The following is a 15,628-nucleotide window of genomic DNA, read 5'->3' as shown; positions in this document are numbered from 1 at the left end:
GTTTTAGCTTTGTAGTTATGCAAAGGGAACAGATATCGGTATTTGATATTTTTAAGATAGGAATCGGGCCTTCGAGCTCACATACTTTAGGCCCATGGAGGGCCGCACAGCAATTTACGACTTCTTTGAAACAACAGGGAGTCCTTGATCAGGTAGCGCAAATAAAGATCCTGCTTTATGGGTCTCTGGCTAAGACCGGTAAAGGCCATGGTACAGACATTGCCATTTTACTGGGCCTTCATGGCGGTGATCCTGTTACCTTTGATGTGAATGCAATAGACTCGACTATAGATGCCATCAAAAAGGAACAGCAGATCAATTTTGGCGGAGAAAAACTCCTGCCGTTCAGTTACGATGAAGACCTGATTTTTCTGTTTTTCGAAAGCCTACCATTTCATCCCAATGCAGTAACATTTCAGGCATTCTTAAGTTCTGGCAAGGCCATTTCTGAAACCTATTATTCTATAGGCGGTGGGTTTGTGGTAAAAGAAGGAGAAAGCGGAAATGAAAAAGAACAGGTAGAACTCCCTTTTCCTGTTGAAAAAGCAAATGACCTGTGGCACTGGTGCCTGACTACCGGATTAAAAGTATCTGAGGTGGTAATGGAAAATGAGCTGGCCTGGCGTACTGAAGTGGAAACGAGAAAAGGCATTATGCAGCATTTCAATGTGATGAAGGAATGTATTTATCGCGGCTGTCATACTTCCGGATTTTTACCCGGGGGACTAAATGTAGGCAGAAGAGCTGCTGCATTAAACAAACGACTGATCGGAAACAACGTATATACAGACTACGAAAGCTGGGTAACTGCAATTAAAAGTGGCGGTAACGGATTTAATTATACCCTTGACTGGGTGAGTTGCTTTGCCCTGGCTGTAAATGAAGAAAATGCTTCGTTTGGACGGGTTGTTACAGCCCCAACAAATGGTGCTGCAGGAGTAATTCCGGCTGTATTACAATATTATATCGCTTTTTGTGATGGCTTTTCTGATGAGAAGATCACCCAGTTCATTGCATGTGCATCTGAAATCGGAAGTATTTTTAAGAAAGGTGCGACAATCTCCGCAGCAATGGGAGGCTGTCAGGCAGAGATAGGTGTATCTTCGGCGATGGCCGCAGCTGCTTTAACCGAATGTTTGGGTGGCTCTCAGAGACAAGTACTCATGGCGGCAGAGATTGCGATGGAGCATCATCTGGGGCTTACCTGCGACCCTATTGGCGGTCTGGTACAAATTCCATGCATCGAAAGAAATACGATGGGTGCGATCAAGGCGATAACAGCCAGTCAGCTTGCATTGCAAAGCAATCCTGATAAGGCAAAAGTGAGCCTGGATGCGGTAGTAAATACCATGTGGGAGACAGCTCTGGACATGAACTCTAAATACAAAGAAACTTCTGATGGGGGATTAGCAACAAACATCCCGATCAGTTTGCCAGAGTGTTAGATTTTCTGCTGGGCTTTAATTGCGAGGTATCGGTTGACCACATTTATCGTCAGTTTGTCTGGCGGTGTCAATATGCTGAGGATACCGTGTTTGGCAAGTTCTTTTACCATTAGCTTTTTTTCGTAGGCAAATTTTCCTGCAATGGTTTTAATGTAAATCTCCTCAACATTATTTACAGGCTTTTCCGTGAGGCTTTTTAATTCAGTGTTTTCAAAGAAAACGATGAGCAGCAGGTGAAATTTCGCTATTCGCTTTAGAAATGGAAGCTGTCTGTTTAATGCAGACATGCTTTCAAAATTTGTATAGAATACGATCAGGCTTCTTTGTTTGATCAGGCCGCGGATACTGATGTACAACGCTTCCATATTGGTTTCCAGGTAGCGCGTCTTTTCTTTATAGAGCACGTTCATGATCTTTCCGAGCTGCGCAGGTCTTTTATCTGCGGGAACGATACTTCCCGTCTTTTCTGCTATTGTAATCAGGCCTGCTTTATCATCTTTGACCAGCGCCACATTAGAAAGTACGAGACTTGCATTAATCGCATAATCAAGAAGAGTGAGACCTTCAAACGGCATTTTCATGGCCCTCGATTTATCAATTATGCTATAAACATGTTGCGATTTCTCATCTGTGAATGAGTTTACCATGAGGTCGCCCCTGCGGGCTGTTGCCTTCCAGTTGATGGTCCGGTAATCGTCGCCTTTTACATAGTTTTTTACCTGATCAAATTCCATGCTGTGTCCTATACGCCTGATTTTTTTGATGCCTACTTCACTCAGCCTATTGGATATGGCCATAAGTTCATATTTACGCAGCTGCAGGAATGAGGGGTAAACCGGAACTATTTTATCCGTTTCAAAATTAAACCGCCGGGTAATCAGTCCCAATGGAGACTGTACATATAACCTAACCATACCGAATACATATTCTCCACGCCTGGTAGGTCTTAATGTATAATTGATTTTTTTATGGGTTTTAGATTTCAGCGTAGTTTTGAACCACAGGTTGCGTTTCTGAAACTGAAATGGGATCTCATCAATGACGCCAATACTGATGCCAAATGAATAAAAATTTTCTACATATATATTGAGTTCATTTTCATCCCCATTACTCAGTCTTTCGGGTACATCCCTACGAAGAAAAACCCCTCTGTTATGTTTATACAATAACAAAAAATCTACAATGACCAATGCAATGAGCGTCCAGAAAGCGATATACGGCAAATCACCGAGCCATGGCAAAAAGAAAGCAAAAAGAAAAAGACTTACACATATTCCAATTCCGGCAAAAAGCCTTTTGCCCAGAAACAGATCTTTGTAGTATATTTTAAAAAGGTTCTTCAACTGCTTTAGGTTTACCTTGGTATTTCAATTTTTTGAATAATTTGCGCTATAACATCAGCAGCTGTAAGTCCTTCCATCTCTTTATCAGGCGTGAGCATAATTCGATGGGCAAGTACCGGGGCAGCTACTTTAATGATGTCCTCGGGAGTGATAAAATCTCTTCCCTGCATTCCCGCGATTGCTTTGGCGCTATTGATCAGTGCAAGAGAAGCTCTTGGAGATGCCCCCAAGTAAAGGGATTTATTATTTCTTGTCTCGTGAATGATCTTAGCCGCATATTCAATCAATTTAGGTTCTACATGAATGGCTTTAATAATGGCACGACATGCTTTGATCTGATCAATGCTAAGCACTGCTTTAACAGCATCAATTTCAACATCAAGTTTTTGATGATGCTGGTTCTGAAGTATCAGAATTTCTTCTTCCAGGGTTGGGTATTTTACCTCTATTTTAAAGAGAAAACGATCCAACTGAGCTTCAGGCAAACGGTAGGTGCCTTCCTGTTCTATTGGATTTTGTGTTGCGAGTACCATAAACGGCTCATCCATCAGATAAGTATGTCCGTCGACAGTAATTTGTCTTTCCTCCATTACCTCAAATAACGCAGACTGTGTTTTAGCAGGGGCGCGATTGATTTCATCGACCAATATGATATGTCCGAAAATAGGCCCCTTTTTATATTCAAAGGCAGAAGACTTGGGGTCGAATATGGAAGTCCCTATTACATCTGAGGGCATTAAATCAGGAGTAAATTGTATCCTTGAAAAAGAGGCATCGATACTTTTTGCTACCAATTTGGCACTGAGTGTCTTGGCAACCCCCGGAACCCCCTCAAGCAATATATGCCCGTCGGCCAGTAATCCTGCAATTAAAAAATCAATGGTTTCATTTTGGCCAATGATGATACTGCCCAAACTTTTTCTAATCTGTTCTACAGCTATATTTAATTGAGTTAAATCGGTTCTTTCGTTAAACATTTCCGTTTCCATAATTTATTGGGCTTGTTTATAAAATTGTTCAGTTAGTTTATTAAAGTCAATGAGCAATTGATCATCGACCTTCTGGCCGCCATTAATCTTTTTGATGAGATTAAAAAGCTGGTCTATTGTATCTGCTTTGACACCAGATCTCACACTTAATTTTTGTTGAAGTTCTTCGTCCAATTCAGCAGTTTTCAAGTGATAGGTACTCCTGATGTGTTCTAAAAAATAGCTGGCTTTCTTGCTGGCAATGTCCTTGTTGTCACGTTGCTGGTAATACACCTGCCCCACTACTTTCACGAAGTCTACAGAGGAGTTGCTCAATGGTGCTACAATCGGTATGATGCGTTGTCTGCGTTTCATTTCAAAAAGGACAAAAATAACCAGACCGACTACAGCAAGGTAATAAGCCCATCTCAGGTGCTCATTTCTAAAGATTACACGCAATACTGAAGCGTCACTGGTATCTGGTTTGGTATTAAATTCATCCCAGATCAGGGTTTCTGATGGAGGAAGATACGACAGTACTTTAGCGGCATAATCTGCACCTGAAGGCATTAGCAAACTGTAGTTGGTTAGCAATTGAGGGTTTGGCAAAATATACAAAGTGCCTTTACCAATAGGATATTTCAGGAAATTGGCATTTCCGGTCTCATTTTTACCCAATACTATTGCTCTGGCTGTGTCGAATTTGCTGAAGTACTGATCGCCTAAACCCTTCTTAAAATAATAGCTATTCTGCGATTTTAGCAGTGGATTCGTAAAATTAATTCCCTCACTTTTCTTCTTCATATAGTTATAAGAAGATGTTGATTTCAATTTCAAAGTATCGCTCAATATATTGTCAATATCAAATGCAGCAATAAAGACTTGGTTACCGGAAGACATGAACTTCATCAGTTCCTGCAGATCAAGCTTATCGAGGTCTATCTTGGAGGCAATAAACAGGTAGCTGGCATTTTTGTATACTTTACCTTTAAGTGTATTGTAAGTTCTTTTATTAGTTGTTTTCACCTGCACATCAGGAAAAATGTTCCGGATCTGTTCATGAAGAATAAAGGTACCAAAAGGGATCTTATCTTCTTTTACATAAGTGGGGGTCCAGTCAGTTGGCTTTGGCTTATAATATTGTGCCACGAGATAAACGACCAGCAGGATCGCACTAACAATCAGGTATCTCCTTAATCCTTTCATGAAATTTGAGAATTGAATTGTTCAAAGGAGTTTTTTACAAGCGAAAAATTCTCTTTACTAATCATGAACTCGCCATACCAGATGTATTCAAACTGTCGGGTAAGGGAAGAGAACTGTATCCTCTTGTTTTCATCTTTTATCTCACTGAGATAGGTCTGGTTTGTTTTTTCCGGAAGCCAATAGATCAGACTTTTATCATTCAGTTGCTTTAGCGATAATAAGTAAAGCAAGCGAACTGCAAGCCTGTAATTCCCACTGGAGATGGCCTTATCAATTTCTTCATTGAAGTTGATCTCATGAATATTGTCGTCAGTTTCGTAATATGGAACTTGAACAGCCTTAGATTTTTTAGAGAAAATCTTTAAATCTGCTCCGATTATTTTAATTACCGCAAAAACAATAAGGGCCAAAAAAACAGCAATTGCCATATATTTGACAAAGCTCCCTTTACTTGACAGCGAGTGAATATTACTTAAGAGCCGGCTGATCAAACTCCAGAACCATTTCCAGAATCGTTCCCATAAACTTTCCTGCTGAGGGGGTACGTCATCATATTGAAAATCTTTTGATGATCTAAACTCATTGATCTTTCTTGCATCAAAGCTTCTTAGCGCAACTTTGCCGCTATCCGTTTTTTCTATGGCCTGAGGTGCCGGCAATAGGACTGGCTTATCGATAGCCCGGATCTGCAGTGACACAAATAATAGAAAAACTGAAAGCAGAAAGCGCATATTAATATTCCTCTGGAGTAGCGTGAATATCCGTATTAGGTTTTCCAAACTTGTCAATCCTTTCCAGCAAGCCGGTATTATCCTGACGTTCATTGAGGCTATAATAGCATAAACAAGTACCGATGATCGGCAGTACCATAAAAACCTGGCAGAGGTACTGAATGGTAGTGGATATAATGACTATCGTGTTTGAAATGCCCTTTGATCCCTCCGTGAAAGCACTGAACAGTGTAAGGATGATGGCAGGCAATGACGCAAAAGATATAGAGGCGTAAGTAATGATCCAGAGCACAAATATAGTTCCCGCACTTACCCACCATTGATCTTTTAGCAGCTTAAACGACCTGCTGAATGAATATCCGAAATCTGCATTTTCCAATATCATAATCGGGAAGAAAAGAGACATAGCAGGGAAAACATATACAAAAGGGACAAAGCAGGCTACGAAGCAGCAAATCAGGAATAACCCTACAATAATACTACTTCCTAAAACACGGAAGAAATAGTATTTAAAATAGGCCCAGACCTCTTCTACCGACGGTGCAACTTTTCCCTTTTCAACGTATAAAGCAATAAAACTGATCACTGTAACATACATTGCTGTGTAGTTTGCCATTACGAAAACGATCAGTAGCAGGTAATTGAATGTGAATACCTGCGCAAATCTTGTGAATGCAGCATCAGCATCAGCGCCAGCTCCAATGCCGCTTCTGATAGCATTTTGGATGCCGATTTGCTGCATAATGGCAGACAGCATGGCCGCAAGGACAAAGAATCCGCAAAGATAGATGAACACCTTCATCAGCGGTTTAAAATTCTGTTTTACAAATAAAAAGGTATCATTAATGACCTCCCCGAAATCTCTGATCTTTTTGAACTCTACTTTTTCTACCATTCTTTTTTTATTGAGGGCGTTTAATAATTTGTCTCGGATATATAATTACATACCATATCATAAATAAAAGCGATCCTGCTAAAATGGAAACGCTTAACCATATCGGCATATCGGTATGTCTGGTGATAAAACTCTCAAATATTGCCGCAAGGACAATAATCGGTAATATACCCAGCGCTATTTTTGTTGCATCTTTAGCACTCCGCTGAAATGCCTGAAGTCTTGTAAATGTTTTTGGAAATAATAGCCCGTGTCCGAGAACTAATCCTGCGCCTCCTGCAATGATAATAGCCAGAATTTCCAGGGTACCATGAATCCATATGACCAAAACAGATTCCATTCCCAGACCTTTACTAAAAAAGTAGTATTCAAAAGAGCCGAGCATAATTCCATTTCTTAAAATAAAGACGACAGGCCCAATAGACAGAAAAATACCACTTACAAACATCACTAAGGAAACGTAAATGTTATTGCTGGCTATTTTCAGAAACATAGAAAACTCTCCTTCCTGCTTGTACACCCCGAATGGATCGCCTTTGGCGATATTCTCGTTTGTCATATTTACATAGCTATCGCCAAGAATGAGACGTATAAAAGAGTCATCATATTTTGCTGAAAGCGCCCCTATTAAAGAGGACAGTAAAAAGAATATGAAAGCATACAATAAAGGCCTGCGGTAGGTATAAAATAAAGACGGTAATTCAGTTTTCCAGAAATTTATAAACAGGTTGCTATCTGCTTTTTTGTTTTTATAGATGGATTGATGGAGCACTGAAGCGATTCCGTTGAGATAAGCTGTAGTTCTGGATTTGGGATAAAAGGTTTTGGCGTAGGCAAGGTCATTTGTAATATCTATGAATCTATCAGCCAGCTCATCAGGGCTTGCTGATTGCATTTGTTCGTAAGACTTCCATTTAGCGGAATTCTGCTTTACAAATAAAGACTCTCTCATAGATTTTAAGGCGTATAATTTTTTGTTAAAATACCACAAAAAACAATTTTACAAGAATAAATTAAACAATATTATATTTGAACCCATATGGAAACAGTTAAGGTAAACACCACCCAACATGTAGATATCGATTATCCTGTCGCTGGTTTAGGCGAGCGGATAGCGGCCAGATTGATAGACTTGGCTTGCTTTTTCGGACTATATATCTTATTTGTAATTTTAGCATTGCTTACAAATACGATTTCAAAAGGGGATACTGCTTTTATTGTGGTGATTTCATTGTATGTAGCATCTTATATTTTCTACAACCTTATCTGTGAGGTTTTCATGAATGGGCAATGCATCGGAAAAAGGGTCATGAAAATCAGGGTGGTTAGTTTGGATGGCGGACAAGCTAGTATGGGCCAGTATTTTATACGTTGGGTATTCAGACTGGTAGATTTTGTCCTGACCGCACAGGTAGGCGGACTGATCTGTATTGCACTTTCAGATAAAAAACAAAGGATTGGAGATGTGGTGGCTGGAACTACCGTGATTAAAACTGTCCCAAGGACAACCTTTGAGCAAATTGCCTTTCATCCTGTAGAAGAGGAATATGTTCCGTTGTTCCAAAATGTCTATGACCTCTCTGACCGGGATATGGAATTGATTCATGAAGTGATTACAACCTACTACAAAACTGGAAATCCTGACCTTGTATACTCAATGGCTGCAAAAATTGCTGATCACCTATCTCTGGTTATACCGGAAGGAATGAATCAAATGGAATTTTTGAAGACGGTAGTTAAGGACTATAGCTACGTTACCTCTGTGGCAGAATAACTATTTCACGCTACTTATTATAGGTTTGCTTACATTCAGTGCCCAATCAAGATACATTTTTGAAGAAGGGTGAAGGCCGTCTGCAGCGACTAATGTCTGATCATTCAGTGCCTGTCTAGACGCAGGGGTGATGTCAGTATAGCTTACTCCTGCTTTTAGCGTCTCTTCCTTATTGATCGCATTAAATGCATCAATCTCTTTTGCAATATTCTCTACACCCCTACCACTGTCCTTGCCAAAGGGGGTAACTCCCCAGTCCGGTATTGAAACCACAAAAACCCGGGAACTGCCTTTAGCCGCAAAACCAATTGCAGTCTGAAGTAATTCATGGAATTCCTTACGGTACGTTTCCTTAGACTCTCCCCTGTATTGATTGTTTACCCCAATCAATAATGTCACTATATCAAACTGCTGCTTTAAAGCGGCTGATTTAATCGCAGTTTGCAGTTCACTTGTTGTCCATCCCGTTTTCGCAATGATTACAGGATTTTTGACAGAAATCTCATTGGTTTTGAGTTGTGCAACAAGCTGATATGGAAAGTTTTTTGACTGCTCTACAGATTCGCCTATGGTATAAGAATCGCCAAGGGCAAGATAGCTATATTGGCCGGAATTAGCATTTGTAGGGATTTCGGTTGTATCCATGGTTTTCAGTTCAGCTTTTTTACACGCCAATATTATGAATAATGATGTAAATAAAATAGAAAATCTCATAACGCTATTTACGTAGAATGGAGGGCAACAGTTTTCGGGTAATGTAATCAGTGACCATGAGGGATCAGCATTTTAAAAGCATAGCTGACGAGAATTACAGATCCGGTAAAAAGATAAAGGATCCTGATCAGTTTATCATTTCTCATTTTAAAGATATACCTGGTTGTAAGGACAATAATAACAGTAAGCAATATCGGGATGGTAGGCGCGTACATTTCCAGACTTTCTTTCCACTGTCCCTTGAGCAGTAATAGAAGTGATCGCTGAAAACCGCATCCAGGGCAATCAATTCCTGTGAGATATTTAAAAGGACAGGGTATAAAAAAAATATCCGCACGGTCCAGAAATGAAGACCATGCGGATAAAATATATAAATTCAATGTTAGCAATTATACCCCCGGTGTGGTTGGAGGTTTGTTGAACGGATCATTCGTTCCAAAAGGATTGTTATTACCAAATGGATTATTGGGGTTATTAAAATTATTAAATCCATTTTGAGCTTCCGCAGCAGATGGGCCTAAATACCTGGAATCTCCAAAACCCAGAATCGGATAGAAAACAAATGGCAATAAGATTAGACCAACTGTGAATCCTTCAGTTTTACCGAAGCTTTTGCTAAGCAAATTTATGAGCCATACAGCAAAAACAATATTGACGCATGGTATAATTAACCAAAGTATCCATATCATCGGCTTTCCCACGATTTCAAGAAGCACAATTAGATTATAAATGGGAATAATAGCAGCCCATCCAGGTTTTCCCGCTTTGACAAATGTTTTCCACATTCCGCCTACATAGAGGACTAAAAAAATAAGGTAAAGGATCACCATTCCGGCGCCAATTCCTGCACCAACAGCAGAATAATCGTTGTTTTCCATAGGTATTTGAGTTTTAATTTACTGTAAAGATAATATTTGCAGCAAAAAATCAAAATCTATCGATGTATTTTTTAGATTAACATCTGGTTAAATCAGTTCCATTTGGAAAAGATCTGCAATGTGGTTTTTCAATTTTTCTTTTACCTCATTTATATCCAACGCGTACCCTAATTCGCTTTGCATTGAGGTCACTGCCTTATCATCAATTCCGCAAGGGACGATATTTTTGAAATAATCCAGATCAGCGTTAACATTAAATGCAAAACCATGCATGGTAACCCAACGGCTACATCTTACACCCATAGCGCATATTTTGCGGGCTTTGTCATTGTCTGCATCCAGCCACACCCCGGTAAAGCCGGGATATCTGCCAGATTCTATTCCATAATCTTTTAAAGTAAGGATAATCGCTTCTTCTAATGTGCGCAGGTAAAGGTGTATGTCTGTAAAAAAATTATCCAGATCCAGAATGGGGTAGCCTACAATCTGTCCGGGACCGTGATAAGTGATGTCTCCTCCCCTGTTGATTTTGTAATAGGTGGCATTTTTTGCTTTAAGTTCTGCCTCATTCAGCAGCAGATTCTCAGGATGTCCGCTCTTACCAAGCGTATAGACATGCGGGTGCTCGCAAAACACAAGATAATTGGGGGTATCCAAATGGGTATTGTTGGTTCTATTTTGTGTTTTTACAGCTACTGTACGATCAAATATTGTTTCCTGATTGTTCCAGGCAACCTGATAGTCCCTTAGCCCCCAATCTATAAATTCGACTTTTTTGTTCATTTTGACAATTGGATTAACTATCCTGTTTAGCCGACTACATAGCCCAGCATATAGCCATCGTTGGTTTTAAAATAATTTACGGTAAGCTCCTGTGTTCCTTCAGGCAGATCTACTAAAGCATTTAAGCTCCCGCTATCCTTTAATTTGAATGGTTTAATATGGATATCCTGTTTAAACTCAAGTCCTTTACGTCCATTCCATTTATAGATTGCTTCTTTTGCACACCAGCAGATATAAAGCCCATTGATGTTATCTCCTATTTGCTTTTGTGCCAGTTCCGAATCTGAAAGGAATTTATGTCTGATACTCTTGATTTTATGTTTAATCAATTCGATATCCACTCCGACTTTTTTGACTTTGCCAATGATCACTGAGGCGTAGTCATAAGAATGGCTCAGCGAAATGTGATAATCAAGATCCGGCAAATAAGGCTTACCATGCTCATCCATCCTGCAATCGATATATTCAGCGGTGTTTAGCATAGTTCTCAATAACACTCTGGTGCTTAACCAATGCAATAGGCGCTTCCCATTGTTTAAGGAAGAAATAAAATCCAGCTCATGCTGTTTCAACTGCAGGCCTGATATCAGTTGTTCTTCAGTTTCTTCGATTTTCCATACCGCCAGTATGGTATCATCGTCAATTTTTTTATTAAAAACTACGGGCATGTCTATTTTAGAAAACTATGCAAAAGTATCTTAAATTAATCATAATTTCGTCCAAATGCTAGATTGCTGCAAAACTTACCGTTGAAAGACATTGATAAATTAGCTTTGCAAGCTTCGCAGCCAATGAAAAACATTCACATTTAATGAGAAAATGATACTGTCCGACAAACGAATTCTTGAAGAAATAGAAAAGGGAACAATAATTATTGAACCTTTTAAAGCAGAATGCCTGGGCACAAATTCATACGATGTTCATTTGGGCAAGTACCTGGCTACTTACAAAGACAGGATACTGGATGCCAAAGCCCACAATAAAATTGATCATTTTGAGATCCCTAAAGAAGGTTATGTTTTGCACCCCGGGACACTCTACCTTGGCGTTACGTTAGAGTATACAGAAACTCATGCGCATATCCCATTTTTAGAAGGGAAATCAAGTACGGGAAGACTAGGAATAGATATCCATGCAACTGCAGGCAAAGGAGATGTTGGATTTTGCAATACCTGGACTTTAGAGATATCTTGTGCTCAGCCAGTTAGAATTTATGCCGGCATGCCAATTGGCCAACTGATTTATTTCACCGTAGAAGGTGATATTCAAACGATGTATAATACAAAGAACAACGCAAAATACAACAACAAAACCACTAAACCTGTGGAAAGTATGATGTGGAAAAACAAATTTTAAACGCGATTTGTAACTAAGTTTTTAATTGATTTAATGCCTCAATATTACTATATTGAGGCATTATTTTTGCTAATGCTTATTACTCATGAAACTTCGAATAGCGTTACCACTTTTATCCATTTTTGCATTTTTTACGATTCTCGCTTATACTGCCGACGATGATCCTTTCACTGCGCTTTTAAAAAAGCTGGAAGTTTACAATGAGAAGAATCCTCAGGAGAAAGTACACCTGCATTTAGACAAGCCTTATTATGCTATTGGCGATGACATCTGGTTTAAAGCCTACATCATCAATGCACAAACTTCGAAACCATCGGACTTAAGCGGCATACTGTATGTTGAACTCATCAATGAAAAAGATTCGCTGAAAAAACAAGTAAGGCTTCCAGTTATCGCGGGCCTGACCTGGGGGGATTTTAAGTTGCCTGATACTTTATCTGAGGGTAACTACAGGATAAGGGCTTATACCCAATGGATGAGAAACATGGGTACTGAGTTCTTTTTCGATAAAACAATAAAAATTGGCAATTCCTGGGCGAATAGTGTTTTCACAAATACCAACTACAGTTTTAGCAAACAAAACCAAACGGAAAAGATTGACGCCAAAATCAGGTTTTCGGATAAGGATGGCAATCCTTATGTGCAAAAAGACGTGAGCTATGAAGTAGAATTAAACTTCAGGAATCAGGCAAAAGGAAAAGCGACCACCAATGAGCAGGGAGAAATCAACATTAGTTTTCTGAATACCCAACCTTCAATTTATAAATCAGGGAAGATTGTTACGACAATTTACCTCCCGGAAAACAAAAAGGTTATTAAAAATATTCCTGTAAAGGCCACTTCTAATGCTGTTGATGTACAATTCTTTCCCGAGAGCGGAAATCTGGTAGAAAATCTACCAAATAAAATAGGCATTAAAGCAACCAATGCTTCTGGCCTTGGTGAAGACATCACTGGGACTGTTGTGGATAACGACGGTACCGAAATCAATACATTTGGCACGCAGCATCTGGGCATGGGTAGTTTAATCGTCAACCCACAACCCGGAAAAGTTTACACAGCGAAGGTCAAGTTCAAAGATGGCTCGGAAAAGACAATTAACTTACCTAAATCTCTTCCAAGCGGATATATCCTGACAACAAACAATTCATCTGATAATTTAACAGCCAAGGTTTTACTAAGCGAAAATCTGGTTGGTACCAGTGAATTAAAACTGGTTGCCCAGCATAATGGAAATGTTTATTTTGTTTCCAAAACATCTTCGTCAAAACAAATCTTTATTACCAATATCCCCAAAAAAGATTTACCATCAGGAATCATTCAACTCACTTTATTTTCAGGAGACAATACGCCTTTATGTGAAAGGCTGGTTTTTATAAAGAACCCCGACGACAATATAAAAACCAGTATATCATCTTCAAAAACTACCTATCAGAGAAAGGAAAAGGTAGATATTGATATTCAAGCTGCTGTTGCGGACAAACCTGTACAGGGGAGTTTTTCTGTTTCTGTTACAAACACGGCCTCAGTTAAACCAGATGAAGAAAATGAAACAAATATCTTCACTTCACTTTTGCTGACGTCAGATATCGTTGGATATGTAGAAAAGCCTAATTACTACTTTCTGAACTCGGATTCAAAAACACAGCAAGACCTGGACAACCTTTTACTAACTCAGGGCTGGAGACGGTTTATCTGGAAAAATGTGATCAATGACCTCGCCCCAATAATTAGATATCAGCCTGAAAAGGCATTAAAAATTAGCGGTATCCTTACCACTTATGGAGGAAAACCAGTGCCAAAAGGCAAAATATCTTTGTTTTCATCATCCGGCGGGTTTTTTGCGACAGACACGTTAACAGATGAGCAGGGTCGCTTTAGTTTTGAACCGATGAGTTTCAACGACAGCACCAAGTTCATTGTCCAGGCTCGAAATGCCAAAGACAAAAAACATGTAGACATTAAGCTTGATGTAACTGATGGACAAATCATCACAAAGAGCAAAAACAACGGAGATATTGAAATCAATGTAAATGAAGCACTATCCGGCTATTTAAGAAAAAGCAGCAGCTTTTTTGATGAACTGACCAAACGCGGGTTACTGGAGAAGACCATTACTTTGAAAGAGGTTAGCATTGTAGAGAAGAAAGACGTCGTTAAAAATTCTTCTAATCTTAGCAGAAATGCAGATGCAGTCATAACTGCAGAGCAGCTTCAGAATTGTACCACAATCTCTCAGTGTCTGATGGGAAGGGTAGCCGGGCTTATTTTCAGAAATGGAATACCTTACCTCATGAGAAATGGAAATACACCTATGCATATTACATTAGATGGTATGCAAATAGAACCTGAAACGCTGGATAACATCAATGTAACAGACGTTGAAGGCATAGAGGTCCTTAAATCTATAGGCAACACCGCTATTTATGGTTCGAACGGCGGAGGTGGAGTATTGGTTATTACCACTAAGAGAGGTGGTGGATTCTCCAGTGCGTCTACATTTGTTCCTGGAATCATTACTTACTCCCCTAAAGGCTATTCTATTCCACGTCAATTCTATTCACCTAAATATGACGTTCCAAACAGTGCAACTGATTCAAGGACGACGATCTATTGGGCTCCGCACATTTCAACCAATGAAAGCGGCAAAGGACAATTCAGTTTCTATAATTCAAATGAATCAGGCACCTACCGTGTTGTTGTTGAAGGGATAGATATGGCTGGAAATCTGGCCAGATCTGTATATACATATGAAGTAAAATAAGGAATAACAATGAATACAATTAAAGTTAGCGTAAAGGATCATTTAGCCATTATCACGCTTGACAGAGGTAAATCTAATGCCCTCAATGCCGAGATGATTACAGAATTGAACGATATGTTGAAAAACATTTCAACTGATCAAAATATAGCAGGGGTAATCATCACAGGAAAGGAACATTTCTTCTCGGCGGGATTGGACCTGATAGAACTTTATAATTACGGAGAAGAGGAGGTGAAATCATTCTGGAATCTATTTTTAGATTTTGTGGCAAGTATCATCTCATTTAAAAAACCCATCGTTGCTGCCGTAAACGGACATAGCCCTGCGGGAGGATGTGTAATTGCTCTTGCGTGTGACTACAGGATAATGTCTGAAGGAAAGTATATCATTGGATTAAATGAAGTCCCTGTAGGAATTATAGTACCTAACAGTATATTCCAATTGTATTCATTTTGGATCGGACAAGCTCATGCTTCAAGAAGCCTGTTAGAAGGGAAACTATTCAGTCCTGAAGAGGCCCATCAGATTGGTTTAGTGGATGAAATTGTAAATCCGGCGAGTATACTTACCGCAGCAGAAAGAAAAATCAGGAAGTATATGGCCATGGAACGAAACACATGGGAACAAAGTAAACTAAACATCAGAAAGAATCTTATCGCAACCGCCAGTGCAGATCAAAGTGAATCACTGGAAGCTATGCTTAAACAGTGGTGGTCTCCCTCGACGCGAAGTATCCTAAAAACAATAATAGACAACCTTCAAAAAAAATAG

16 protein-coding genes are annotated in these 15,628 nt (G+C 39.4%); 5 read left to right on the top strand and 11 right to left on the bottom strand.

Annotated features, from left to right (window positions below; all coding sequences use genetic code 11):
* Positions 1-17 precede the first annotated feature (17 nt).
* The gene (locus R2Q78_RS14165) at positions 18-1,445 is read left to right on the top strand and encodes an L-serine ammonia-lyase (RefSeq protein WP_316792985.1); all 1,428 of its coding nucleotides are present in this window, start codon (positions 18-20) and stop codon (positions 1,443-1,445) included.
* Here R2Q78_RS14165 and R2Q78_RS14160 read toward each other — a convergent pair.
* From R2Q78_RS14160 to R2Q78_RS14135, 6 genes are read right to left on the bottom strand one after another with little or no spacing between them, the layout of a single operon-like run.
* Complete coding sequence (locus tag R2Q78_RS14160) at positions 1,442-2,788, bottom strand: DUF58 domain-containing protein (protein ID WP_316792983.1); 1,347 nt, start codon at positions 2,786-2,788, stop codon at positions 1,442-1,444. The two genes, R2Q78_RS14165 and R2Q78_RS14160, sit on opposite strands and share 4 nt — an antisense overlap.
* 11 nt (positions 2,789-2,799) lie before the next feature.
* Positions 2,800-3,777: a MoxR family ATPase gene (locus R2Q78_RS14155; RefSeq protein ID WP_316792981.1), complete on the bottom strand. Its 978-nt coding sequence runs from the start codon at positions 3,775-3,777 to the stop codon at positions 2,800-2,802.
* 3 nt (positions 3,778-3,780) lie between these two features.
* Complete coding sequence (locus tag R2Q78_RS14150) at positions 3,781-4,962, bottom strand: DUF4350 domain-containing protein (RefSeq protein ID WP_316792979.1); 1,182 nt, start codon at positions 4,960-4,962, stop codon at positions 3,781-3,783.
* On the bottom strand, positions 4,959-5,693 hold the full coding sequence (locus tag R2Q78_RS14145; RefSeq protein ID WP_316792976.1) for a hypothetical protein: 735 nt from the start codon (positions 5,691-5,693) through the stop codon (positions 4,959-4,961). The genes R2Q78_RS14150 and R2Q78_RS14145 overlap by 4 nt, the downstream gene beginning before the upstream one ends.
* 1 nt (position 5,694) lies before the next feature.
* Positions 5,695-6,588: a hypothetical protein gene (locus R2Q78_RS14140; protein ID WP_316792975.1), complete on the bottom strand. Its 894-nt coding sequence runs from the start codon at positions 6,586-6,588 to the stop codon at positions 5,695-5,697.
* A gap of 7 nt (positions 6,589-6,595) precedes the next feature.
* Positions 6,596-7,540 (bottom strand): stage II sporulation protein M, encoded by a 945-nt coding sequence (locus tag R2Q78_RS14135; protein ID WP_316792974.1) that lies wholly within the window; start codon positions 7,538-7,540, stop codon positions 6,596-6,598.
* 87 nt (positions 7,541-7,627) lie between these two features.
* Here R2Q78_RS14135 and R2Q78_RS14130 point away from each other — a divergent pair, with 87 nt between their 5' ends.
* Positions 7,628-8,362, top strand: a complete 735-nt coding sequence (locus R2Q78_RS14130; RefSeq protein ID WP_316792972.1) for an RDD family protein — start codon at positions 7,628-7,630, stop codon at positions 8,360-8,362.
* Here R2Q78_RS14130 and R2Q78_RS14125 read toward each other — a convergent pair whose 3' ends face one another.
* The 5 genes from R2Q78_RS14125 to R2Q78_RS14105 all read right to left on the bottom strand — a co-directional run bounded on the left by R2Q78_RS14125 (position 8,363) and on the right by R2Q78_RS14105 (position 11,405).
* Complete coding sequence (locus R2Q78_RS14125) at positions 8,363-9,007, bottom strand: SGNH/GDSL hydrolase family protein (protein ID WP_316792970.1); 645 nt, start codon at positions 9,005-9,007, stop codon at positions 8,363-8,365.
* Positions 9,008-9,123: 116 nt separating this feature from the next.
* Positions 9,124-9,456 (bottom strand): DUF2752 domain-containing protein, encoded by a 333-nt coding sequence (locus R2Q78_RS14120; protein ID WP_316792968.1) that lies wholly within the window; start codon positions 9,454-9,456, stop codon positions 9,124-9,126.
* Between the two features lie 9 nt (positions 9,457-9,465).
* On the bottom strand, positions 9,466-9,954 hold the full coding sequence (locus tag R2Q78_RS14115; RefSeq protein WP_316792966.1) for a DUF5684 domain-containing protein: 489 nt from the start codon (positions 9,952-9,954) through the stop codon (positions 9,466-9,468).
* A gap of 87 nt (positions 9,955-10,041) precedes the next feature.
* Positions 10,042-10,737, bottom strand: coding sequence for a lipoyl(octanoyl) transferase LipB (gene lipB, locus R2Q78_RS14110; RefSeq protein ID WP_316792965.1), 696 nt, complete (start codon positions 10,735-10,737; stop codon positions 10,042-10,044).
* A 26-nt stretch (positions 10,738-10,763) separates the two neighbouring features.
* The gene (locus tag R2Q78_RS14105; protein WP_316792963.1) at positions 10,764-11,405 is read right to left on the bottom strand and encodes a 4'-phosphopantetheinyl transferase family protein; all 642 of its coding nucleotides are present in this window, start codon (positions 11,403-11,405) and stop codon (positions 10,764-10,766) included.
* 151 nt (positions 11,406-11,556) lie between these two features.
* Here R2Q78_RS14105 and dcd point away from each other — a divergent pair, with 151 nt between their 5' ends.
* The 3 genes from dcd to R2Q78_RS14090 all read left to right on the top strand — a co-directional run bounded on the left by dcd (position 11,557) and on the right by R2Q78_RS14090 (position 15,628).
* A complete protein-coding gene (gene dcd / locus R2Q78_RS14100; protein WP_316792961.1) occupies positions 11,557-12,093 on the top strand; it encodes a dCTP deaminase in 537 nt (178 codons plus the stop codon).
* An 85-nt stretch (positions 12,094-12,178) separates the two neighbouring features.
* Positions 12,179-14,857 carry a TonB-dependent receptor plug domain-containing protein gene (locus tag R2Q78_RS14095; protein WP_316792959.1) on the top strand — a complete coding sequence of 893 codons (2,679 nt, stop codon included), beginning with the start codon at positions 12,179-12,181 and terminating at the stop codon, positions 14,855-14,857.
* 9 nt (positions 14,858-14,866) lie between these two features.
* Positions 14,867-15,628: an enoyl-CoA hydratase/isomerase family protein gene (locus R2Q78_RS14090; RefSeq protein WP_316792957.1), complete on the top strand. Its 762-nt coding sequence runs from the start codon at positions 14,867-14,869 to the stop codon at positions 15,626-15,628.

Origin of the sequence: Pedobacter frigoris (assembly GCF_032678645.1) — a bacterium.
GTDB classification, from domain to species: domain Bacteria; phylum Bacteroidota; class Bacteroidia; order Sphingobacteriales; family Sphingobacteriaceae; genus Pedobacter; species Pedobacter frigoris_A.
This window is presented reverse-complemented; position numbering and strand designations above follow the sequence as displayed.